This is a genomic window from Stenotrophomonas chelatiphaga, assembly GCF_001431535.1.
Classification (GTDB): domain Bacteria; phylum Pseudomonadota; class Gammaproteobacteria; order Xanthomonadales; family Xanthomonadaceae; genus Stenotrophomonas; species Stenotrophomonas chelatiphaga.
In genome coordinates this window covers 13,221-33,780 of the sequence record NZ_LDJK01000038.1, presented here as the reverse complement: position 1 = coordinate 33,780, position 20,560 = coordinate 13,221, and the positions used below count along the sequence as shown (strand labels likewise).

Annotated in this window: 16 protein-coding genes; 4 read left to right on the top strand and 12 right to left on the bottom strand. The window is 69.4% G+C overall.

Annotated features, from left to right (window positions below):
- Positions 1–666: 666 nt before the first annotated feature.
- The 6 genes from ABB28_RS09385 to ABB28_RS09360 form a co-directional block, all read right to left on the bottom strand.
- Positions 667–1,659: an MlaA family lipoprotein gene (locus ABB28_RS09385; RefSeq protein ID WP_057508376.1), complete on the bottom strand. Its 993-nt coding sequence runs from the start codon at positions 1,657–1,659 to the stop codon at positions 667–669.
- A 1-nt stretch (position 1,660) separates the two neighbouring features.
- The gene (locus ABB28_RS09380) at positions 1,661–1,975 is read right to left on the bottom strand and encodes an STAS domain-containing protein (RefSeq protein WP_057508375.1); all 315 of its coding nucleotides are present in this window, start codon (positions 1,973–1,975) and stop codon (positions 1,661–1,663) included.
- Complete coding sequence (locus ABB28_RS09375) at positions 1,965–2,624, bottom strand: MlaC/ttg2D family ABC transporter substrate-binding protein (protein ID WP_057508374.1); 660 nt, start codon at positions 2,622–2,624, stop codon at positions 1,965–1,967. The genes ABB28_RS09380 and ABB28_RS09375 overlap by 11 nt, the downstream gene beginning before the upstream one ends.
- Positions 2,621–3,154, bottom strand: a complete 534-nt coding sequence (gene mlaD, locus ABB28_RS09370) for an outer membrane lipid asymmetry maintenance protein MlaD (protein WP_057508373.1) — start codon at positions 3,152–3,154, stop codon at positions 2,621–2,623. The genes ABB28_RS09375 and mlaD overlap by 4 nt, the downstream gene beginning before the upstream one ends.
- A 99-nt stretch (positions 3,155–3,253) precedes the next feature.
- A complete protein-coding gene (locus ABB28_RS09365) occupies positions 3,254–4,003 on the bottom strand; it encodes an MlaE family lipid ABC transporter permease subunit (protein ID WP_042612164.1) in 750 nt (249 codons plus the stop codon).
- Entirely contained in the window at positions 4,003–4,791 is a 789-nt protein-coding gene (locus ABB28_RS09360; RefSeq protein WP_057508372.1) for an ABC transporter ATP-binding protein, read from the bottom strand. The genes ABB28_RS09365 and ABB28_RS09360 overlap by 1 nt, the downstream gene beginning before the upstream one ends.
- Positions 4,792–5,009: 218 nt before the next feature.
- Here ABB28_RS09360 and recC point away from each other — a divergent pair, with 218 nt between their 5' ends.
- Genes recC through recD form a run of 3 tightly spaced genes read left to right on the top strand, consistent with a single transcriptional unit; the run spans position 5,010 to position 13,839 of the window.
- Entirely contained in the window at positions 5,010–8,348 is a 3,339-nt protein-coding gene (gene recC / locus ABB28_RS09355) for an exodeoxyribonuclease V subunit gamma (RefSeq protein ID WP_057508371.1), read from the top strand.
- A complete protein-coding gene (locus ABB28_RS09350) occupies positions 8,345–11,995 on the top strand; it encodes a UvrD-helicase domain-containing protein (RefSeq protein WP_057508370.1) in 3,651 nt (1,216 codons plus the stop codon). Before recC ends, ABB28_RS09350 begins: the two co-directional genes overlap by 4 nt.
- Positions 11,992–13,839, top strand: a complete 1,848-nt coding sequence (gene recD / locus ABB28_RS09345) for an exodeoxyribonuclease V subunit alpha (RefSeq protein WP_057508369.1) — start codon at positions 11,992–11,994, stop codon at positions 13,837–13,839. The genes ABB28_RS09350 and recD overlap by 4 nt, the downstream gene beginning before the upstream one ends.
- A 47-nt stretch (positions 13,840–13,886) precedes the next feature.
- Here the strand turns inward: recD and ABB28_RS09340 are convergent, their stop codons facing one another.
- The 6 genes from ABB28_RS09340 to ABB28_RS09315 form a co-directional block, all read right to left on the bottom strand.
- Positions 13,887–14,285: a hypothetical protein gene (locus ABB28_RS09340; protein WP_057508368.1), complete on the bottom strand. Its 399-nt coding sequence runs from the start codon at positions 14,283–14,285 to the stop codon at positions 13,887–13,889.
- A 286-nt stretch (positions 14,286–14,571) separates the two neighbouring features.
- Entirely contained in the window at positions 14,572–16,572 is a 2,001-nt protein-coding gene (locus tag ABB28_RS09335; RefSeq protein ID WP_057508367.1) for an FUSC family protein, read from the bottom strand.
- Positions 16,573–16,577: 5 nt separating this feature from the next.
- Entirely contained in the window at positions 16,578–18,041 is a 1,464-nt protein-coding gene (locus ABB28_RS09330) for an efflux transporter outer membrane subunit (RefSeq protein ID WP_152983438.1), read from the bottom strand.
- 14 nt (positions 18,042–18,055) lie between these two features.
- Positions 18,056–18,970 (bottom strand): efflux RND transporter periplasmic adaptor subunit, encoded by a 915-nt coding sequence (locus ABB28_RS09325; protein ID WP_057508365.1) that lies wholly within the window; start codon positions 18,968–18,970, stop codon positions 18,056–18,058.
- Positions 18,967–19,176: a DUF1656 domain-containing protein gene (locus tag ABB28_RS09320; RefSeq protein ID WP_042612171.1), complete on the bottom strand. Its 210-nt coding sequence runs from the start codon at positions 19,174–19,176 to the stop codon at positions 18,967–18,969. Before ABB28_RS09320 ends, ABB28_RS09325 begins: the two co-directional genes overlap by 4 nt.
- Before the next feature lie 107 nt (positions 19,177–19,283).
- Positions 19,284–19,739, bottom strand: a complete 456-nt coding sequence (locus tag ABB28_RS09315; RefSeq protein ID WP_057508364.1) for a MarR family winged helix-turn-helix transcriptional regulator — start codon at positions 19,737–19,739, stop codon at positions 19,284–19,286.
- A gap of 150 nt (positions 19,740–19,889) precedes the next feature.
- On the opposite strand from ABB28_RS09315, the gene folE reads away from it, so the two are divergent.
- Positions 19,890–20,501: a GTP cyclohydrolase I FolE gene (folE, locus tag ABB28_RS09310; RefSeq protein ID WP_057508377.1), complete on the top strand. Its 612-nt coding sequence runs from the start codon at positions 19,890–19,892 to the stop codon at positions 20,499–20,501.
- Positions 20,502–20,560: the final 59 nt, after the last annotated feature.

The window sequence follows — 20,560 nt, the reverse complement described above, 5'->3', positions numbered from 1 at the left end:
TGCTCACGTGGTCTACCGTAACTTACACCGAATTGGTCGTCGGCAGCGCCAGAGTGGTATAAGAGACACTGCCGCATCCATCGGGGCCTCGTGTCGCGCCATCCATGGCGCTCCACGCCCCCTCCAACCCCTCCCCCCGCGTAGAAGAGAGAAAAAAAGAAGGGGTCAGAGTCCTTTCGCGCAGCGAAAGGACTCTGACCCCGTTCCGGAAACATTCCGCTTTTATTTTATCTTTTACGTGGCGGCGCGCGCGCTATGTCACAGGGCCGGGCGATGGGGTTGGTGGGGGACGGCAAATACCGCATCCATGCGGGCCTCGTGTCGCGCCATCCATGGCGCTCCACGCCCCCACCAACCCCTCCCGCCACGTAGAAGAGAGAAAAAAAGAAGGGGTCAGAGTCCTTTCGCGCAGCGAAAGGACTCTGACCCCGTTCCGGAAACATTCCGCTTTTATTTTATCTTTTACGTGGCGGCGCGCGCGCTATGTCACAGGGCCGGGCGGTGGGGTTGGGCGGGGGCGTGGAGCGCCACGGATGGCGCGACACGAGGCCCGCAGGACGCGGCTATTGCCGTCCCCCGACCAACCCCATCGCCCGGCCCAATCGCAGTACTCAATCGCCCCCAGCGACCCACCACGAGGGGCTCAGCCGTTCGCTGCAACGACCGTCAGTTGCCCCACTGCGGCATCGGCATCGCATCCACCGGAATCGGCGAATCCAGGTCGTCCTTGCCGCGCGCATGCTTGCCACGCAGGTCGTTCTCGATCTGGTAGTTGCGGCGCTGCAGCCACGCATCACGCACCAGGGCGTATTCGTCCACCGCGCTGGAACGGATGTCATCGGCGGCCAGCAGCTGCGAACGGGCGTCCACCAGCTGCAGGCCCTGCAGGCCGATGCGCACCTTGTCTTCTTCGATCTGGCGGATCGGCGACAGCGGGATGTCACCGGCCAGGCCGAACACATCGCGCACCGTACGCGGGCCGAAGAACGGCAGTTCCACGTAGCGCGACGGACGCCAGCCCCACGCACCGAGCGTCTGGCCGAAGTCTTCCTTGCGGTTGGCGATCATCGCCTTGCTGGCCGGATCGAACAGGCCGCCGACACCCAGCGTGCTGTTCATCAGGAAGCGGCCCATGGTGTCCCAGGCATCGTCCGGACGGCCCTGCAGGAACTGGTTGACGATGGTGACCGGCGAACGGATGTTGCTGAAGAAATTGCTCACGCCGGTGCGGGCAAAGCGCGGCACCACGTTGGTGTAGGCCGTGGCCAGCGGACGCGCTACGGCGTTGTCCACCACCACGTTGAAGCGATGCACGCGGCGGTTGAGCGGTTCCCACGGATCGTAGACGGCCGTGGATCCGCCGCTGACCCCATCGCTGCCGTACAGCGCGGCGAAGTCGTCCTCGGTGGCATCGGGCGTGCCATCACCATCGGCATCCACGGCGGCCGGCGGCGTTGCCGGCGCGGCCACCGGAGCGGCTTCGGAGGTGACGACCGCATCGTCCGCCGCGGTGGCGGCCAGCGGCGCGTCGGCGACCGGCGCTTCCGTTGCAGGCACCACGGTGCCGGCGCTGGGGGCGCTGTCACGGGCCGGTTTGGCCGCACACGCGCTGAGCGTGGCGGCCAGGACGAACAGGGGGAGTATGCGTACGACGTTCATGTCAGCTCGCGGCAGAAGGGGCATTGAAATCAAGGTCTGCAGACAGCCGGTAGGCGGCCTCCAGTTCGGTCAGGCCGTCCGGCGAGCCAGTGATGGCCAGCGTCCGTCCCTGCTGCCGCGCACGCGCGGCCAGTTCGGCCAGCAGGGCCACGCCGGCGCTGTCCACGCGCGGCACCCCGCTCAGGTCCAGCGCCTGCGCGCCGTTGCCCAGCGCCTGCAGCTGCGGCCACAACGCGATCACCGCGCTGCGGTCCAGCACGCCGGACAGGTGCAGGGTGCCCTGGTCCAGCCGGGCCTGGGCGCTGTTACTTGCCATTGCCCGGGGTTCCGGCCTGCATGCTGCCACTGCGCAGCTCGGTGGCGACCTGCTTGATGCCCTTCTGGCGCAGCGGGGCGTCGAACTGGTTGCGGAAGGTCTGCACGTAGGAGATGCCTTCGATGTTGACATCGAAGATCTTCCACTGGCCATCGGTGTTGCGCATCAGGTACTCGACCGGGGTCGGCTGGTCGCCCGAGCGCACCAGTTCGGTGGCCACGCGCACGCCGCGGTTGCCCGGCAGCGCGCTCTCGCCCTTCAGGCGGAAGCTCGGCCTGCCCTGGATGTTCAGCAGGGCCGAACCGTAGCGCTGCATCAGGTTGTCGGCCATTGCATCGGCGAACAGCTTGATGTCGGCATCGGACGCACCGCGCGAATGCGCGCCCAGCACCAGGCGTGCCGCGTAATCGCGGTCGAAGGTGCGGTTGAGCTCGCTGTTGATGAAGTTGCGCAGCGCGGTCGGGTCCTTGCTGAACTCGGCCTTGCGCTGCTGCAGGGTGGTCATGATGCGCGTGCTGGCATCAATCACGGTCTTGCCGGCCTGGCCCTGGGTGGCGGCGGTGGCGGCAGGTGCCTGCGCCGTTGCCAGCAGCGGGGTGGTGGCCAGCAGGGCCGAAGCGAGGAGGAGCGGGAGCAGTTTCATTTTCATGGTTGGGTTTCCGTAGCGGGCGCGGGCGCGCCGTCGTGGGATTCGTTGGACGGTGCTGCGTCGCCACCGGCGCCGCCACCACTGAACATGTATTTGCCGACCAGCTGGATCAGGTCTACCGCTGGCTGGGTGAACGCGATTTCATCACCGGCCTTCAGCACGTCCGGATCGCCGCCCGGTTGCAGGCCGATATAGCTCTCGCCGAGCAAACCGCTGGTGAAGATGCCGGCGGAGGTGTCGGCCGGCAGGTCCTTGAACTTGCCGTCCATCTTGATGGTGACGATGGAGTCGAACTTGACCGGATCCAGGTCGATGGCCGCCACCTGGCCGACGTTGACCCCGCCGATCTTCACCGGTGCCTGCTTGCGCAGCTGGCCGATCTGCGAGAAACGGGCCTTCAGCTCGTAGCCGCCACCGCCCAGGCCCCAGCGCTGGTTGGTCGAAGCGACCGCCAGTACCAACAGCGAGGCCAGTGCCAGCAGCAGGAAGGCGCCGACGGAAAATTCCAGTCTGGGACCGCGGATGGCCATGTTCATTTCACCATTTTTGACAGGTGCCCCGGCATAGACGGGGCGGGAGGTTCAGGTCGTTCCCGCGCTGCCAGGCGCCGGAACCAGGAAGGACTACAGTTACTGGAACAGCATGGCCGACAGCACGAAGTTGAACATCAGCACCAGAAGCGACGCATTGACCACCGCACGGGTGGTGGCGACGGAGGTGCCTTCGATGGTCGGCTCGGCGTGGAAGCCCACGTAGGAGGCCACCAAGGCTGCGGTTCCGCCGAAGATGGCCGATTTCAGCATCGCCACGCCGAAGTCGTTCCAGAAGTCCACGCTGTTGCGCAGCGCCGACCAGAACACGCCGTTGTCCAGGCCCAGCAGGTGCACCGCTTCGAAGTAACTGGCCGAGATCGCCAGCGAGCAGAACACCCCGGTGAGCAGCGGCACGGTCAGTACCGCCGCCCAGAAGCGCGGGGCCACGGCCTTGGCGATCGGGTCGATGGCCATCAGCTCCAGCGCCTTGATCTGGTCGGTGGCGCGCATCAGGCCCAGTTCGGCGGCGATCGAGCTGCCCGCGCGACCGATGAACAGCAGTGCGGTCAGCACCGGCGCCAGTTCGCGGTACAGCGACAGGCCCAGCAACGTGGACAGCGCATCGGCGGCGCCGAAGGTGGTCAGTGTGCGGTAGCCCTGCAGGGTCAGCACCAGGCCCACGAAGGCCCCGCCGACGGCGATGATCGGCAGCGAGCGCGCGCCGATCTTGTAGATCTCGCGGGTCAGTTCGGCCAGGAAATCAGCGGTTGGCAGCGAACCGCGCAGCACGGTCAGCGAAAACAGACCGGCGCGGCCCAGTGAGCGGGTGGCGGCAACGAAGGGCATCAGGCAGTCCTCGCACGGGGCGCGGCGTCGAACGGGATCGGGCCATCCGGGCGGCCGTGCAGGAACTGCTGCAGCAACGGATCCTGGCTGGCTTCCAGCGCGGCGGGGCTGCCCTGGAAGACCACGCCACCGTTGGCGATGGCAATCACCTGGTCGCAGATCGGCAGGGTCTCGTGCACGTGGTGGCTGACGATGATGCTGGTCAGGCCCAGGCTGTGGTTGAGGCGCTGGATCAGGCTCATGATGACCCCGGAGGCGATCGGGTCCAGCCCGGTCAGCGGCTCGTCGTAGATCATCAGCGGCGGATCCAGTGCCAGCGCGCGGGCCAGCGCGACGCGGCGTGCCATGCCGCCGGACAGTTCACGCGGCCAGGCATCACCGGCCGACAGCAGGCCCACCGCATGCAGCTTCATCTGCACCAGGCGCTCGCGCACGGCCACCGGCAGCCGGGTATGCGCGCGCAGCGGCAACGCCACGTTCTCGCCCACGGTGAGGTCGGTCAGCAGGCCATTGCCCTGCAGCAGCACGCCGACGCTCTTGCGCATTTCCAGCAGCTCGCGGTTGCCGGTCGGGATCGGCTTGCCGAACAGGGTCACTTCGCCCTGCACCGGACGCAGTTCACCGGTCAGCGCGGCCAGCAGGGTCGACTTGCCGCTGCCGGACGGACCGAGCACGGCGGTGATGCTGCCCTGCGGTACCTGCAGCGACACATCGCGCAGGATCGTGCGTCCGCCGCGCTCGATGCGGACGTTGGTCAACTGCACCAGAGGAGTCGTGGAGGCCTGCATGGGCACCATTTAACAATTTTCCAACGTTGAAGGATCAGGGCGCGGCGCTGAACATAAGCGTACTGGACCGTCCAGTATTGTCGCATGCGTGGTTGTGGCACGCGCGCAGCCGCCCCGGGACAGTCGAAGCGGCCTGGCGGAACAATCCACGGGCGGTGAACGGCAGGCCATATGCGTCCAGCATTCATTTACCACGCCGCTGCGGCAAACTGTACGCAATGAGCGACCCCTCCAGCGATTTCCGTCTTTACCATTCCAACTCGCTGGACGTGCTGGCCGCGTTGCTGGCCCGGCACGTGCGCGTGCCGCTGCCCGGCCAGCCGCTGCTGGACCCGGAAGTGGTGCTGATCCCGCAGGTGGCGATGCGGCGCTGGCTGCAGTCCACCCTGGCGGCCGAATACGGCGTGGCGGCCAACCTGGAGTTCCTGACCCCGGGTGAGTTCGTGGCGCGTGCGTTGAACGCCAACGTCCCCGGCGAAGCCGAGGACCTGGACGCAGCGGCCCTGCATTGGCGCCTGTATGCCGCACTGGGCGACGCGCAGTTGATGGCGCAGCCGCCGATGCGCGCGCTGCACAGCTACCTGTCCGGCGGCGACCCGCTGAAGCCCTGGGCGCTGGCCGGCGAGCTGGCCAGCGTGTTCGAGAAATACCAGGCCTGGCGCCGCGACTGGCTGCTGCGCTGGGACGCCGGGGCCGATCCGCAGGATCCGCAGGCGATCCTGTGGCGCGCCATCGCGCAGGGACGCGGCTACCGCGCGCGCCGCATCCAGGCCTACCTGGAACAGTTCGAAGGCGCCGGCAAACCGTTGCCGCAAGGCCTGCCACTGCGCCTGTCCGCCTTCGCCACGCTGAACATCTCGCCCGACGTGCTGCGGGTGATGGCCACCCAGGCGCGCGTGGGCGAACTGCATTTCTACCTGCCCACGCCGGTGCAGGCCTACTGGGGCGACCTGCAGACGCTGGGCGAGAAGCTGCGCAGTGGCGCGCCGGATCCGTTCGGCGAAGCGGCCGGCGAGAACCGCCTGCTGGAGGCCTGGGGCGCGGCCGGCCGCGATTTCATGGCGGTGCTGGGCAGCTACGAAGTGGTGCATCCGTCCGGCGAGATCGGCGCCTACGATGATCCGGAGGACGACGTGCGCCCGCCGATGGAGCAGGGCGGCCTGTCCGACAGCCTGCTGCACCGGCTGCAGCGCGACCTGTTCCACCGCCGCGGCCTGCCGTCGGGCCCGCCGTTGCCGGCGCTGCGGCTGGACGACCCCAGCCTGCAGGTACATGCCTGCCATACCCGCCTGCGCGAACTGCAGGTGCTGCACGACCAGCTGCGCGGCCTGCTGCAGGATCCGCGCTTCGACCCGCCGCTGCAGGCGCGGGACATCGCCGTGCTGGCACCGGACATCGATCCCTACGTGCCGTACCTGGAGGCGGTGTTCGGCGGGCGCAGCGGCGGCGAAGACCACATTCCCTACGCGCTGGCCGATACCAGCCCGCTGGCCGGCGAGCCGCTGGCCGATGTGTTCGTGCACCTGCTGGGCCTGCCGGTGTCGCGCTTCGGCTTGAATGAAGTGCTGGACCTGCTGGCCAGTGCCCCGCTGGCTGAAGCCGCCGGACTGGATGCGGCCGCCTTCGATCGCCTGCACGACTGGCTGCAGGCGGCGGGCGCGCGCTGGGGGCTCAGCGCCGACCACCGTCGCCAGCACCAGGCGCCGGCCGACGATGCCTTCACCTGGCAGTTCGCGCTGGACCGGCTGCTGCTCGGCCATGCCAGTGGCAGCGAGCATGACATCGCCGGCGTGGCCCCGTGGCCGGAACTGGAAGGCAGTGCGCTGGATGCGTTGGACCGCCTGCTGCGCCTGTTGCGGGTGCTGGCGGTGTACCAGCAGCGGCTGGGTGAAACGTTGACCCCGGCACAATGGCGGCAACGCCTGCTGGCACTGCTCGACGCGCTGCTGCCGACTCCGCCGTCGTCACCGAACAGCCAGCGTGCGCTGGAGCGCCTGCGGCGGCTGATCAACCAGTTCGCCGAAGACGCGGACAAGGCCGGATTCGACGGCCGTGTACCGGCCGAGGTGATCCGCTCGCATTTCGCCGGCGCGCTGGCCGAGGCCGATACGCGCGCGCCGCTGCTGACCGGTGGCATCAGCTTCGGTCGCATGGTGCCGATGCGCCTGCTGCCGTTCCGGGTGATCTGCGTGCTGGGCCTCAACGATGGCGACTTCCCGCGCCGTGACCCGGCGGCCGGGCTCAACCAGCTCACCGCCGAACTGGACAGCGCGCGCCGTCGCCCGGGTGACCGTTCGCTGCGCGAGGATGACCGCTTCCTGTTCCTGCAGTTGTTCGCCGCCGCGCAGGATGCGTTCTACCTGAGCTACCTCGGCGCGGACCCCCGCGATGGCAGCGTGCGCGAGCCCTCGGTGCTGGTCAGCGAACTGATCGACGCGGCGATGCAGTACCACGTCGATCCACGTGAAGCGGCCAAGCAGTTCGTGGTGCGGCATGCCTTGCAGCCGTTCTCGCCGGCGGCATTCGGTGGCGGCGACCCACGGCGTTTCAGCTATCGCCGCCAATGGCATCCCGCCGCAGCCACCGTGGGCGGTGCCCGTGGCCAGCTGCCGGCCTGGATCAGCGCGCCGCTGCCCGCGCCGGCTGCGGACCCCGAAACGGTGGAATCGCGGCTGTCGCTGGATGAACTGCGCCGCTTCCTGGTCGATCCCGCCGGCCAGTTCCTGTCGCTGTCGCTGGGCCTGCGCCTGCCCGGGGAGATGCAGGAAACCGACGACGTGGAGCCGCTGGTGTTGTCCGAACGCAGCGCTGAGGCGCGCAGCGTGCAGCTGGCCGTGGTGCAGGCCACGCTGCGCGAGGATGACGCGCCGTTGTACCCGCGGCTGCGCGCACGCGCGCTGCTGCCGTCCGGTGCACTGGGCGAACGCGGTTTCGATGCGCTGCAGGCACAGTCGCGTCCGTATGCGCTGGCCCTGCGCGAGTGGCTGGGCGATACACCACTGGAAAGCCGCCGCTATGAAGTGGACATCGACGGTGTGCGCCTGCATGGCCGGGTCGCTGACCGCCACCCGGCGGGCCTGGTGCGCCTGCGCACCGGCAGCCTGAACGGTAATGCGGCGATCCGCCATGGGCTGGACTGGCTGCTGGCCAATGCCGCCGGCGATGCACTGCCGCTGGTGCAGTTCCACGATGAAGGCGAGAACGGCGTAGGTCCGCACCTGCTGCCCGCGCTGCCAGCCGCGCAGGCCCGCGATGCCCTGCGCAGCCTGCTGCAGCTGCGCGCGCGCGGCCTGCGCGAGCCGCTGCCGTTCGGTCCCTATACCGGCTGGACCCTGCATACGACGCCTGCGGAAAAGCAGTTCAATGAAGCCGCCAAGCGCTGGCACGGTTCTGACCGCAGCTGGGGCGAAGCGCAGGGCGAGGCGATCCAGCTTGCGCTGCGCGGGCTGGATCCGTTCAAGGACGACGCCAGCTTCGCCGACCTGCTGCACATCAGCCGCGTGGTGTTCAGCGCGGTGCGCGAAGGCCGCGCGCTGCGCGAGGAGGGCGGGCAATGAGCAACGACATGGACACGCTGCAGGCTGATCCGTACCTGGCGCTGCCGCTGCACGGGGTGCAGCTGATCGAAGCCAGCGCCGGCACCGGCAAGACGTTCACCCTGGCCACGCTGTTCACCCGGCTGGTGGTGGAGCAGGGCCTGCGCATCGGCCAGGTGCTGGCGGTGACCTTCACCGACGCGGCTACCCAGGAGCTGCGCAAGCGCATCCGCGAGCGCTTGGCGCTGGCTGCGCAGCTGGTGGATCGCGCGCCGGCCGATGGCGATACCCCCGACGTGCTGCTGACCCGCTGGGTGCTGCAGCGGCACCTGCAGGCCGGCACGGAAAGCGCCGCTGCGCTGCAGCGCCGGCTGCAGGTCGCCGCCGATGAGATCGACCTCGCCGCGATCTTCACCATCCACGGCTTCTGCACCCGCGTGCTGCGCGAACATGCGCTGGAAAGCGGACATACCTTCGATCCGCCGGAGCTGCTGGCCAGTGACCGTGCGCTGCTGGAAGAACTGGCCGCCGACCTGTGGCGCGTGCATGCCAGTGATGCGACCGCGATCGATGCGCTGACCTGGCTGTGGAAGACCCCCGAGGCCCTGGCCGGTGACCTGCCTGACCTGTTGAAGCCGTTGCCGCTGCTGCCCCCGGCAGGCGTGGTAGGTGAGGATCCGATACCGCGGCTGCAACACGCCGCCGATGCGCTGGGCCAGTCCATCCGCGATCACGGTGATGCCTTCTTCGGCGCACTGTGCGAAGCGGTGGACGCCAAGTGGCTCAACGGCGCCTCCTACAAACTGGGATGGCTGCAGCCGCTGTGTTCGCAGCTGCGCGACTGGGCGCTGCATGACGGGCCGGCCACGGTGCTCGACAGCGAACGCCTGCCTGCGCTGCTGCCAGCCGCACTGGAAAACAAGACCAACAAGGCGCATGCCGGCCGCACGCCCGGGTCGCCGCTGCAGCCGGCGCTGCAGGACTACCTGCAGGCCCGGCAGGCGCGGCTGGACTGGCTGCGTGGCCGCGCGGTCAATTTCCTGCACGACATGCGTGCGCAAGCCCGCCAGCGGCTGGATGCGCTCAAGCGCGTGCGTCGCGTGCAGACCTATGACGACCTGATCGACGGGGTGGCCAACGCGCTCGACGGTCCGCACCGCGACACCCTGGTGCGGCAGCTGCGCAGCCAGTACCGCATCGCGCTGGTCGACGAATTCCAGGACACCGATGATCGCCAGTGGGGGATCTTCCATACCGTGTTCGGCGACAGCGAAGCAACGCGCGAGGCCGGGCTGGCGCCGGCGCTGTTCCTGATCGGCGATCCGAAGCAGGCGATCTACGGGTTCCGCGGCGGTGACATCCATACCTACCTCAAGGCCAAGCGCGGGGCGCAGGTCGCACCGGCGCTGGACCGCAATTTCCGTTCGCGCCCGGGCGTGCTGCGTGCGTTGCAGTCGCTGTACGAAAACGCCGGTCCCACCGCCTTCCTGGACGAGGGCATTCCCTTCGAACCGGTGGCCGCCGGTGGCGTGCGCGGCGATGCGGACTACCTGCGCGATGGCCAGCCGGCGCCAGGCCTGACCCTGCGCGTACTGCGCAATGAAGGCGGGCGCCCGTTCAATGCCGATCCCTCGCGCGAGGTGGCCTGCGCCGCCTGCGTGGCCGACATCCACCAGGTGCTGGTGGACGCACGAGCCGGCCGCGCCGAACTGCGCGGTCGCCCGGTACAGCCGGGCGACATCGCGGTGCTGGTGCGTTCGCACCGCGAAGCCACGCTGGTGCAGCGCGGGCTGGCTGCAGCCGGTATTCCCGCCGTTGCCGCGGGCAAGCAGAGCCTGTTCGCCACCAGCGAAGCGCAGGACCTGCGCGCGCTGCTGATGGCCCTGCTGCAACCGGCCGATGAAGGACGCCTGCGCGCGGCACTGGCGACGGTGCTGCTGGGCCAGGACGCAGCGGCGATCGCCGGCATGGAACGCGACGGCGATGTGCAGCGCGGCTACCAGGCGCAGCTGCTGCAGTGGCGCGAACGCTGGACCCGCGGCGGACCGTTCGCGGTGATCGCCGATGCCTGCGCCGGCCAGGCCGAACGCCTGCTGGCGCTGCTGGACGGCGAACGCCGGTTGACCAACTACCTGCAGCTGGGCGAGCTGCTGCAGGAGGCCTCGGCCCAGGCGCTGGGCATGCACGGCCTGCTGGACTGGCTGCAGGGCCAGATGGCGCATGCCGACCAGAACGACGAACAGCAGCTGCTGCGGCTGGAATCGGACGCGCGCCGGGTACAGATCATCACCCTGCACAAGAGCAAGGGCCTGGAATACCCGCTGGTCTACCTGCCGTTCGTCGGTATCGACGGCGGTGCGCCGAACACCGCCAGCAACTGCACCGTGCATGCGCAGGATCGCCGCGAACTGCACTGGAAGCTGGACAAGGACGCAGCCTGGGACGCGGCCACCGCACTGCGCGACCAGGAGCAGCGCGCCGAAGATGCGCGCCTGCTGTACGTGGGCCTGACCCGCGCCGAGCACGCGCTGTGGATCGCCGTTGGCGACCTGGCCGGACTGGCGAAGACCCGGCTGGCGCCGATGCTGGGCGAGCTGACGGCGTTGGCGGCGCATGCCGACATCCGCGTCGATGAGCGCCCGCTGGCACCACGCCCTGCGCAGCTGGCGCTGGAAGACGAAGGCGAGCTGCCGCCGGTGCGGTTGATCGAACGGCGGGTGCCACACGACTGGTGGGTGTACAGCTTCACCCAGCTGGCCAACGCCGATGCCGGCCAGGACATCGATGCCGCCGCCACCGAAGTGCCTGCGCCCGCCGCCGACGAACCGGCCGGTGCCGACCTGCCGCTGGAACCGGCGCTGCCGGCCGGCAGTGAAGCGGACAGCGTCGCGGTGGATCCGCGCTTCATGGGCAGTCGCTTCGGCAACGTGCTGCACGACGCGCTGGAGAACACCGACTTCGCCGCCTGGGGCGGCTGGCAACCGGGCCAGCAGGCACCGGAAGGCCAGGCCGCGGTACTGCGCAAGGCGCTGCGCGAAGAAGGCTACGCCGATGCCGACCTGGACGACGGCGTCGAGGTCCTGGTGCCGTTGGTCGGCCACACGCTGACCGTGCCGCTGCCGGAGGGCGGGGCCCTGCACGACCTGCCCGCGGCCCAGCGCCGCGCGGAAATCGAGTTCCACTTCGCCATGCAGCCCACTGCGGTGCCAGCGCTGCTGCAGCTGCTGCACCGTTTCGGCATCGTGCCGGCGCGCCGCGGCTTCGGCCTGCGCCGCCAGCTGGAAGGGCTGATGACCGGCAAGATCGACCTGACCTACGTGCGCGAGGGCCGCTGGTACGTGCTCGACTACAAATCCAACCGCTTGCCGGGCTACACCGCGGACCTGCTGCGCGTGGCCATGCGCCACAGCGAATACGACCTGCAGGCCTTGATCTACACCGTTGCCCTGCACCGTTGGCTGCGTTTCCGGCTGGGCAGCCGCTACGACTACGCGCGCGACATGGGCGGCATCCGCTACCTGTTCTGCCGCGGGCTGGGCGTGGACGGCGAAGGCGTGCATGCAGCGCGTTTCGAGCCCGCACTGGTGGATGCGCTGGACGCCCTGTTCGCCGGTGGTGACACCGCCCAGGCGGCGCTGGTCGCCCGCGTGGTGGGGGGCGTGTCATGAGCCTGCTGGTGGAACTGAAAGCCGCCGGCCAGCTGCGCACGCTGGACCATGCGCTGGCGCTCAGCCTCGGGCGGCTGCGGCCGGAAACCCCGCCTTCGATCCTGGTCGCCGCCGCACTGGCCTCGCTGGCGGTGTCGCAGGGGCACGCCGGCTTCGATCCGGGGCAGCCGCAGCGGCTGGTGGAAGGCAGCTTCAGCTGGCCGAGCCCGGGCCAGTGGCTGCAGCAACTGCACGACTCGCCGTGGGTGGCACGCCCGGAGCAGGCCGATGCGGTCAGCGTCGATGCGCCGCTGGTGCTGGAAAACGGCCTGGTCTATCTGCGCCGCTACCGCGAATACGAACGGCAGCTGGCCGAAGGGCTGCAGCGCATCGGCCGGCAGCCGTTGCCGAGCGTGGCGATGGAGGCGATCGCGCCGCTGTTCGCGGAACTGTTCCCGCAGGCGGCCGCCCGTGTCGACCACCAGGCGCGCGCTGCGGCGGTGAGCCTGCGTCACCCGTTGGCCCTGGTGACCGGCGGACCGGGTACCGGCAAGACCACCACCATCGCGCGGCTGTTGCTGCTGCTGGTCGCGCAGGCCGTGCAGGCGGGCCAACCGGCACCGCGCGTGGCGCTGGCCGCACCGACCGGGCGCGCCGCCGAACGCATGGCCGAAAGCCTGCGCCTGGCGCTGCAGCGTCTGCAGGCCGAAGGCCTGGCGCCTGAGCTGTGCGCGGCCCTGCCCAGCAGTGGCACCACCCTGCACCGGCTGCTCGGCGTGATCCCGGATTCCCCGCGCTTCCGCCACCATGCCGACAACCCGCTGCCGTTCGATGTGGTGGTGGTCGACGAAGCGTCGATGATCGACCTGCCGCTGATGGCCAAGCTGGTGGAGGCCATCGCCTCCGGCACCCGGCTGATCCTGCTGGGCGATCCGGACCAGTTGCCGTCGGTGGAGGCAGGCGATGTGCTCAGCGCCATCCTGCGCGCCAGCGGCGATGGCGAGGGCACCCGCCATGACGATGCACGCGCGCTGCAGCCGTTGCTGGCTGCGGCCACGTTGCGGCCGGAAGCACCGCCCAGTCCGTTTGCCGGCCGCCGGGTGCAGTTGCAGCGCGGCTATCGACAGAGCGATGCGCTGGACCTCGCCCCCTTGGCCACGGCCGTACGCGAGGGCGACAGTGCGACGGCGCTGACGCTGCTGCGGCAAGGCACGCTGGCCGGCGTCAGCTTCCACGAAGGCCTGCTGGATCCGCTGCAGGAGCAGCGTGAGCACCTGCTGGCGCAGTGGCGCGCGCTTGCCGACAGTGGCGATCCGGCCACCGCGCTGGCCCAGGCCGGCCGCCTGCGGGTGCTGACCGCGCTGCGCGAAGGGCCGCAGGGCGCACGCGGGCTGAACCATCGCATCGAAACCCTGTTGGCCGGTGCAAACGCCGGTTACTTCCACGGCAGGCTGCTGCTGGTGACCGAAAACAGCTATCGGCACCGCCTGTTCAACGGCGACGTAGGCATCTGCCTGCGCGACGCCGGCGGCGGCATCGCGGCCTGGTTCCCGGGTGATGACATGGCCCATCCCCGTGCGTTCCATCCGGCGGCCCTGCCGGCCCACGAAAGCGCGTTCGCGATGACCGTGCACAAGGCACAGGGGTCGGAATTCGACGAAGTGTGGCTGCAGTTGCCGCGGCATGACAGCCGGGTGTTGTCGCGCGAACTGGTGTACACCGGGCTGACCCGGGCGCGGACGCGGTTGCAGCTTGCGGGGTCGGCGGAGGTGCTGGAGAAGGCTCTGCAGCGCCACGCCAGCCGGTTGTCCGGGCTGGCATGGCGGCTGGGCGCCCAGGCAGTGCAGGGCGAACTGTTGCTGTAACGCCCTGATGCACGCCGGGCATGGCCCGGCGCTACATCAGGCATCGCTTATTCCAGCACCAGCACGGTGCCGTCCGGGTACACGATGGCGGCTTCATCGCTGCTGGCATCGAAGAAGCCCAGGCCATGCTGGAAGGCCAGCACCTGCACCATCTCATGCGCACGCTCGGCCACGTCATCGGCGAACGAACCGTAGATGACATGGGCGGCGATGCTGTAGTCGGTCACCTCATCGCGGTCGTCTTCATCGTCGGACAGCGGGCCGTTCATCGGCGGGAAGTGTTCGGCGATCTCGGCGAACCAGGCCTGCAGGGCCGGCGCGGCGACCTTCGGATCATCATGGTCATGATCCTCGTTCCAGTCGGTCTGCTTCTCGTACCAGGCAATGAAGGCGGTCGCTTCGCGCGGCGCCACGCTGGCATCGAAGACCATCATGTCGTAGCTCATCGGGATGTTCCTGTTGAAGGTGCGCAGCAAGCGCGGACGCGCAGGGTAGCGCGCCGCCGCTTGCGGCGGGATGACTGGCCGGGTGGCGGGCGGACATCGCATGGGGAAACGGCCGGTCATTGGACGCGGAAACCGCCTGTGAACGGTAGCGCCGAGCCACGCTCGGCGAGCGCAGCGGCGCGTTTCCGGCAGAGGCGAAGCGCAACGGATGCATTCCGCCGAGCGTGGCCATGCCGGTCGTCCTGACCGGCACCCTGCGGGCCGTCGCTACCAACAGCAGCGAATGTCAGCCTTCCGCGTCCGGGAACAGCGCGAAGCGCAGGCCCACCAGGCCCATCAGCGCCTCGTCGCGCGCCTTGCAGGCGGCAACGCCCCCCACCCGCGACAGCGAGGCATCCAGACGCCCGCGCAGCGCCTCATCACCGGGCAGGGGGCGCCGCGCGGCCGCCTGGCGGCGGTAATGCGCGGCGATCTCGGCAAGGATCCGTTCCACCGCTTCGCGGCTGCGTTCGGGCAGTTCCAGCCGGGCGCGCCGCAGCTGCAGGATGTTCAGTCCCACGCGGGCTTCGGTCAGCATGTCCACCGACGCGATGTCGCTGCCCTCCGGCGTCGCCGCCAGGCGCGGCGCCAGCAGTCCCAACAGGTCCAGCATGCGCGCGGCGAAGCGCTCGCGATCCTGCTGGCCACGCCCTTCGGCCGCTTCGGCCAGCGTGGTCCAGCCCTGCCGCACCAGTCGCCGCGCGGTCCATTCGGCCCCCACCGAACGGAACAGGCGGGTCATCACCACGGCAAACCCAATCCCGATGAACATCGCCACCGCTGAATTGACGAAGCTCTGGATGTTGGCGCTGTAGGTGTTCTGCACGCTCAGCAGCGCCACCAGGTTCACCGTCAACGGCAGCGCGAACAGCATCGTCTTCGGGTGGTGCAGCAGCACGCCCAGCGGCAGGAACACCACCGCCAGCAGCAGCACCAGCAGGCCGAAGTCATGCACGGCCGGGAAAATGCCGAACAGGTAGATGCCGGCGACCACACTGGCCACCACCGCCCACACCAGGAACGACATCATGCTGGGGGCCGGGTCGTCCTGCGCGGCGAAGAACGCCGCTGCGACCGCGGCCATCATCGCCCCGTTGCCGCCGCCTTCCCAGCCCAGCCCGATCCACAGCACGCAGTAGCTCATCAGGGCGATGCCTGCGCTGAGCGCGGAGAACAGCGCCATGCCGTAATCCACGTGGCGGCTCTCGGCCACGCTGCCGGTGTTGATGCGGTAGTGGCTGGCATCCTGCGGTGCGCTGCCCTGCTCGATGGCCTGGTGCAGCGCACGGCAGTCCGCCCACAGGTCCACCAGTTCTTCCAGCCGCAGCAGCAGCGAGGCCAGCTGCAGGTGCTGCAGGTCACCGTCCACCTGCGGCTTCAATGCGCTGATGCGGGCGCGCAGCTGGTCATGCGTGGGGCTTTCGGTGGGGGCTTCCAGCCACTGGCGGATGTCCTCCACCAGCGATTCCAGGCCGTCGGGCAGGCCGTCGCCGTGGCGGCGCAGTGCGCCCAGCCGGTCGGCGATGGAGGACAGTACCGGCAGCAGCAACAGCATGCGTTCGCGCAGCTGCTGCATCGACACCGCCGCGCCGGCATGGCGCGGATCGTCGCGGCGCAGGAACTCGATCAGCGCCTCGAACTGCACCAGGTCGGCGGCCAGCCGGTTGCGCGGTGCATGCGCGCGGCCGCCTTCCAGGATCTGCCGGCACCAGTGCGCCGCATCACCCATCCAGTTGCCGATGCGGCCGGTCAGCATCGGCCGCACCGATGCCGGGAACACCAGCGCGGCGAACAGCACCGCCACCACCGTGCCGAGGATGATTTCCTCGCTGCGGGCCACCACGGTATCGAAGATCAGCTCCGGCGAGGTCACCGCCGGGAAGCCGATGAAGGCGGTGGTATAGCCGGCCAGCAGGAACGCATAGCCGCGCGGGCCGCGGTTGAGCAGTGCCATGAACAGGCAGCCGGCCAGCCACAGCGACATCGCCGCGCTGAGCAGCAGCGGCGTTTCCACCAGGTGCGGCAGCATCAGCAGGGTGGCCGCACCAGCCAGCAACGTGCCGAGGATGCGGTACACGCCCTTGGCCCGGGTCGGGCCGAGCAGTGGCTGGCTGACGATGTAGACCGTGGCCATCGCCCAGTACGGCCGCGACAGATTCCCGGCCAGGCCGATGTACAGCGCGGTGATCGAGGCCAGGTAGGTCTTGATCGAGAACATCCAGCCTTGCCGGTCCAGCAGCACGTGCATCGCGCTTACCTCGCCGCCGCGGGAACGGCAGCGGCAGCGGCAGCGGCCGGAGCGTCCCAGCCACCCCCCAGCGCCAGGAACAGATGGATCTGGTCACGCGACACCTGCGCCTGCGCATCGGCCAGGGTGGCGTCGGCGGTGGCCAGGCTGCGGTCGGCATCCAGGCTGGACAGGTACGGCGTGCGGCCGCCCTGGTACAGCCGGCGGTTCTGTTCGGCCGCCAGCGTGGCCTGCTGCTGGGCCACCTGCAGCGACTGCAGGCGGCGCAGGTCCTGGGCATACCGGTCCAGCGCGGTCTGGGTCTCGCGCAGCGCCTGCAGCACGGTCTGGTCGAATTCGGCCAGTGCTGCATCGGCACCGGCTTCGGTGGCGCGGATGCGCGAACGGGTGCCCGACGAGGGCAGCGTCCAGGAGATCAGCGGGCCGAACGACCACTGCTGGGTCAACGGCTCACCGAAGTCGGCCAGCAGGCCGGCCGCCCCGACCGAGGCCCCCAGCCGGATGTCCGGATACAGTTCCGCGGTGGCCACGCCGATGCGTGCGGTGGCCGCAGCCAGCCTGCGTTCGGCCTGGCGCACGTCCGGTCGACGCGCCAGCAGCGCGCGGCCATCGCCGATCGGCAGCGGCTGCTGCAGCGCCGGCGCGTGGCTGCAGTCCCCCACGCCGGCCGGCAGCTGGCCGGGGGTCTGCCCGAGCAGCGCGGCGAGCGAATAGGCAGCGGCCTGGCGCTTGGCCTGCAGCGGCGGCAGCGCGGCTTCGAGCATCGCCACCTGGGCGTTGGCGCGTGCCAGTTCCGGCGCGGTGCCGCGACCGGCGGCGATCAACCGCTGGGTCACCTCGCGGCCACGCTGCTGCAGCTGCAGCGAGTGGGTGGCGACGTGCAGCTCGTGGTTGGCGTGGCAGATTTCCAGATAGTTGTCGGCCACCTCGGCAACGACGCTGATGCGCGCGATATCGCGCGCTGCGGCCACCGACTGCTCATCGGCATGCGCCGCTTCGGCCCCCCGCTTGAGCTTGCCGAACAGGTCGAATTGATAACTCACCGCGAACTTGCCGTCGGCCAGGTTGATCGGCGGCAGTTCGTGCTCCAGCAGGAACGATTCGGCCGAAAGCTGCGCCCGGCTGACCCCGGCCTCGGCCTCGTAGTCGAAGCCACCGGCGTCCAGCGCCTGTTCGTACATGGCCGCGGCGCGGCGCAGGTGGGCATCGGCTGCCTTCAATTCCAGGTTGTCGCGCAGCGCGTGTTCAACCAGGCCATCCAGCACCGGATCCTGGTACAGCGACCACCAGCGGGCGGGCAGTTCGGCACTGGCCGCGACCTGCGCGTTGCCGGTGTCGATGAACGCACTGTTCGCCGCAGGGCGATTGAACGCGGACCCTTCCGGCACGGCGTAGTCCGGGCCGACGGTGCGGCAGGCGGCCAGCCCGGCCAGGGTGGCCACCAGCGCCAGCCTGGGCAGGCCGTGCAGGGGCGTGCGCAGGTTCACAGGCCCGCCCGTGCCGGCGCGACACCGGCCTTGTGCGCGGCAGTGCCGTGGATGTCCACGGTCACCGTGGCGGTACGGCCGGAGATCAGCTGCACGCCAGCGGGTACCTGGTCGATGCGGATCCGCACCGGGATCCGCTGCGCCAGCCGCACCCAGTCGAAGGCCGGGGTGACGTTGGGCAGCAGGCTGCTGCCATCGGTGCGGTAACGGTCTTCGATGCCGGCGGCGATGCTTTCCACGTGGCCCTGCAGCGCCACGTCCTCGCCCATCAGGCGGATGTCCACCGGCTGGCCGGGAGCCACGCCGCGCAGGCGGGTTTCCTCGAAGTAGCCGTCCACGCGGAACGAGGTGGTGTCCAGCAGGGCCAGCACCGGCTTGCCGGCGGTCACGTAGTCACCCACGCGGACGGTGCGGTCGTTGATCTGCCCATCGGCCGGGGCCCGCACCTCGGTCCGTGCCAGGTTCAGTACAGCCAGGTCGACCGCCGCCTGCGCGGTGGCCTGGGCTGCCTGCGCGGCCTGCAGCTTGGCCCGCCGCACTTCCGCATCCTCGCCGGCCACCAGGTCCTGCAGGCTGCGATCGCGGGAGATCTCGCGGCGCAGCTGGGCCACCGTGGCCTGCCGTTCGGCCAGCGACGCGCGTGCCAGCTCCAGCGCGATCCGGTAGCGCGCGCGGTCGACCACGAACAGCAGCGCGCCCTTCTTCACCGCCTGGTTGTCGCCCACGTCCACCGCCTCGACCAGTCCGGAAACATCGGGCGCGACCTGCACCACGTCGGCGCCGATGTGCGCATCGCGGGTCCAGGGCTCGTCCATGTAATAGACCCACAGCTGGCGCAGCACCAGCAGGGCGACGATCACCGCCAGCACGGTCAGCACCGGCGGAAGGGCTTTGTTGACGATCTTTTTCACGATTGCATCCAACGCAGGAGGTGGAACAACCCACCGAGCACGATGCCGTACAGGGCCAGGTTGAAGAGGGCGGGGTGCCAGACCAGCCGATAGGCGCCACTGCGCTGCAGCAGCACGCGCAGGCCGCTGTTGAGCACATAGGCGAGCAGCATCAGCCCGAGCAGGGTCGGGACGAACACACCATGGAGACTGAATTCACCGGGCATCGGCAGGGATCTGGCTTCGGAACGGGGGAGGGAACCGCAACAGCAACAGCAACGGGCGAACGCCGCTGGCGTCTGCACGGCAGCGGTATCCCCCGGGACAACAACGCTCAGGTAATGCGATCGACCGCGGCGGACAGCAGCTGCCACACCTTCAGCACCGCGCGCAGCTCGTCCATGGACAGCTCGCCGAAGACTTCTTCGCGCAGGCCGATCAGCTGCTGTTCCAGCTTGCTGACCAGTGCCTGGCCTTCGTCGGTCAGCCACAGCAGGTTGGCGCGGCGGTCGCTGGCATCGCATTCGCGGCGCACCAGCCCACTGGCTGACAGCTTGTCCAGCAGGCGCACCAGCGACGGGCCTTCCAGCCCCAGCTGCTGGGCCAGGGTGACCTGGCGGATGCCCCCGCCGGAGCGGCCGATCATCAGCAGCGGCATGGTGCAGGCAGTGGAAATGCCATAGCTGCCCAGCGCGCTATCGGCCAGGCGCTGCCACTGCCGCCCTGAATGGAGCAGGCCGGAGCTGAGCTGCATCTGCAGCCGGGTACGTTCGTCGAGGGAAGTGTTCATGGCAGATAGATAGGATACTACTAATTTCATTCCTATCAATACCCCCGACGTGTGGCCCCCGCCCCCGGCGTGAATGCCGGGGCCTCGGGCAGGGGACGATTCCCCCCTTGGTCGGCTACCATGCTCGACCCCTCCGGGATGCAGTTCGCAATGAGCAACGACAACAATTCCAAGGCGCCGCAGGGCGATGTTTCCCAGACGCAGGCCGAAGAGGCCGTGCGCACCCTGCTGCGCTGGGCCGGTGAAGACCCGACCCGCGAGGGCCTGCTGGACACCCCGCGCCGGGTCGCCGAGGCCTATGGCGACTGGTTCAGCGGCTACCGCGATGACCCGCGCGCCTACATGGAGCGCACCTTCGAAGAGGTCGCCGGCTATGACGAGCTGATCGTGCTGCGCGACATCGAGTACGAAAGCCACTGCGAACACCACATGGCGCCGATCATCGGCCGCGTGCACGTCGGCTACCTGCCGGCTGGCAAGGTGGTGGGCATCAGCAAGCTGGCCCGCGTGGTGGAAGCCTATGCGCGCCGCTTCCAGGTGCAGGAAAAGATGACCGCGCAGATCGCCCAGTGCATCCAGGACGTGCTGCAGCCGATCGGCGTGGGCGTGGTGGTCGAAGGGGCCCACGAATGCATGACCACCCGCGGCATCCACAAGCGCGGCGTCAGCATGGTCACCTCGAAGATGCTGGGCAGCTTCCGCGAAGATGCCCGCACCCGCGCCGAGTTCCTGCGTTTCATCGAAGTCGGCGGCAAGCGCTGATCGCCTTGCCTGTGCGGCGCCGGCCTGCGTGGCCGGTGCCGTTCCCGCTGCGTGCCCGT

What these genes read in the sequence shown, in the direction of transcription:
- ABB28_RS09315 (WP_057508364.1), bottom strand. Translation starts at nt 19,739, where the DNA reads ATGAACACTTCCCTCGACGAACGTACCCGGCTGCAGATGCAGCTCAGC.
- ABB28_RS09320 (WP_042612171.1), bottom strand. Translation starts at nt 19,176, where the DNA reads ATGCCCGGTGAATTCAGTCTCCATGGTGTGTTCGTCCCGACCCTGCTC.
- folE (WP_057508377.1), top strand. Translation starts at nt 19,890, where the DNA reads ATGAGCAACGACAACAATTCCAAGGCGCCGCAGGGCGATGTTTCCCAG.
- ABB28_RS09375 (WP_057508374.1), bottom strand. Translation starts at nt 2,624, where the DNA reads ATGAAAATGAAACTGCTCCCGCTCCTCCTCGCTTCGGCCCTGCTGGCC.
- ABB28_RS09340 (WP_057508368.1), bottom strand. Translation starts at nt 14,285, where the DNA reads ATGAGCTACGACATGATGGTCTTCGATGCCAGCGTGGCGCCGCGCGAA.
- mlaD (WP_057508373.1), bottom strand. Translation starts at nt 3,154, where the DNA reads ATGGCCATCCGCGGTCCCAGACTGGAATTTTCCGTCGGCGCCTTCCTG.
- ABB28_RS09385 (WP_057508376.1), bottom strand. Translation starts at nt 1,659, where the DNA reads ATGAACGTCGTACGCATACTCCCCCTGTTCGTCCTGGCCGCCACGCTC.
- ABB28_RS09365 (WP_042612164.1), bottom strand. Translation starts at nt 4,003, where the DNA reads ATGCCCTTCGTTGCCGCCACCCGCTCACTGGGCCGCGCCGGTCTGTTT.
- ABB28_RS09335 (WP_057508367.1), bottom strand. Translation starts at nt 16,572, where the DNA reads ATGCACGTGCTGCTGGACCGGCAAGGCTGGATGTTCTCGATCAAGACC.
- ABB28_RS09360 (WP_057508372.1), bottom strand. Translation starts at nt 4,791, where the DNA reads ATGCAGGCCTCCACGACTCCTCTGGTGCAGTTGACCAACGTCCGCATC.
- ABB28_RS09380 (WP_057508375.1), bottom strand. Translation starts at nt 1,975, where the DNA reads ATGGCAAGTAACAGCGCCCAGGCCCGGCTGGACCAGGGCACCCTGCAC.
- recC (WP_057508371.1), top strand. Translation starts at nt 5,010, where the DNA reads ATGAGCGACCCCTCCAGCGATTTCCGTCTTTACCATTCCAACTCGCTG.
- recD (WP_057508369.1), top strand. Translation starts at nt 11,992, where the DNA reads ATGAGCCTGCTGGTGGAACTGAAAGCCGCCGGCCAGCTGCGCACGCTG.
- ABB28_RS09350 (WP_057508370.1), top strand. Translation starts at nt 8,345, where the DNA reads ATGAGCAACGACATGGACACGCTGCAGGCTGATCCGTACCTGGCGCTG.